Here is a 1,249-nt window from a genome sequence, read left to right on the forward strand (position 1 = left end):
AGGCGATCCAGCAGATGAACGACTCGATCGCCGAGCTCGCCCGGATGAGCGCCGACCTGCAGGCCGACGCCTCGAAGTTCGTCTACTGACCCACGCCCCCTACGCCCCCAACGCCCCCACGACCCCAACGCCCCCCGACCCACGACCCGCACGGGTCGGCACTGAGAAGAGGAACAGCACGTGAACCGGCAGAGCACAGCATCCGACGGCCTGGCAGCCACGCTCGAGCACGCACCTCAGGCGTTCGTCGAGACCTCCCCCGACCCTGTGTCCCCCCTCGGTGGGACGCCGGACGACAGGTCACCGAGCGCGGGTTCGGGCGAAGAGGGGGCGCCTGGCCCGGGCCGTGGCGTCCTGCGTTCGGTCCGTACCCGGATCCTGGGCCTCGTCGCGGCCCTCGTGGTCGCCATGATCGTGCTGGGCGCGGTGGCCGTCTCGACGACGGTCTCGCTCCGGGAGCGCACCGAGACGATCGCGACGATCCAGAGCACGCTCAACGCGCGCGTCATGGCTCTCCAGAGCTCCGTGTGGGGATACCGCCTCGCGACCGGCGGCCTGGGCGACTACATGGGGGAGGCGGACGAGGTCCGCCCGCAGATCGAGGCGCTCAACGCGGCCCTCGGCACGGTCAGGGCCGAGATGACCGCTTTCGAGGGGATCTACGCGGGGATCGGCGAGGCGGTACCCGACCAGTACGGCTCGTTCGCGCTGGCCGTGAACGAGTACATCTCGATCGTCGAGGACCGCACGCTGCCGGCCTTCGAGGCGGGGGACCGCGCCGCGTACCGCTCCGCCGACACCGACCTCGAGAAGGTCGGTCAGCAGGTGGGGGGCGCGCTCGACCGGCTCCAGTCCTACATCGACGACATCCTCGCGGGGGAGACGGCAGGGGCCGAGCGCGAGGCGTCGACGGCGATCATCACGCTCGTCGTGATCATCGCGGTCGGTGCCCTCGGTGGCCTGGCCTTCGGCTGGGTGACCTCCGGTCGGATCAAGACCGCGATCATCGGTGTGCAGCGCACGGTCGAGGCGATCGCGAACGGCGACCTGACCCGCGAGCCGGACGTCCGTGGTCGGGACGAGCTCGGAGACATGGCTCGCGCCCTGTCCTCTGCCCAGGCGAACCTGCGGGCCACTCTCTCGGGTGTCCTCGAGTCGTCGGTGACGATCGCGTCGAGTGCGGAGTCGTTGGCGGGGGTGTCGTCGCAGTTCTCGGCGTCGTCGGAGGAGACGGCGGCGCAGTCGGGGG

Annotated in this window: 1 protein-coding gene; it reads left to right on the top strand. The window is 70.9% G+C overall.

Features of this window, described 5'->3' with window-relative positions:
- Positions 1–180: 180 nt before the first annotated feature.
- The coding region (locus tag IE95_RS0118230) for a HAMP domain-containing protein (RefSeq protein ID WP_030153618.1) at positions 181–1,249 on the top strand (1,069 nt) is incomplete at its 3' end.

Source organism: Oerskovia turbata (assembly GCF_000718325.1).
In the GTDB taxonomy this organism is placed as follows: Bacteria; Actinomycetota; Actinomycetes; order Actinomycetales; family Cellulomonadaceae; genus Oerskovia; species Oerskovia turbata.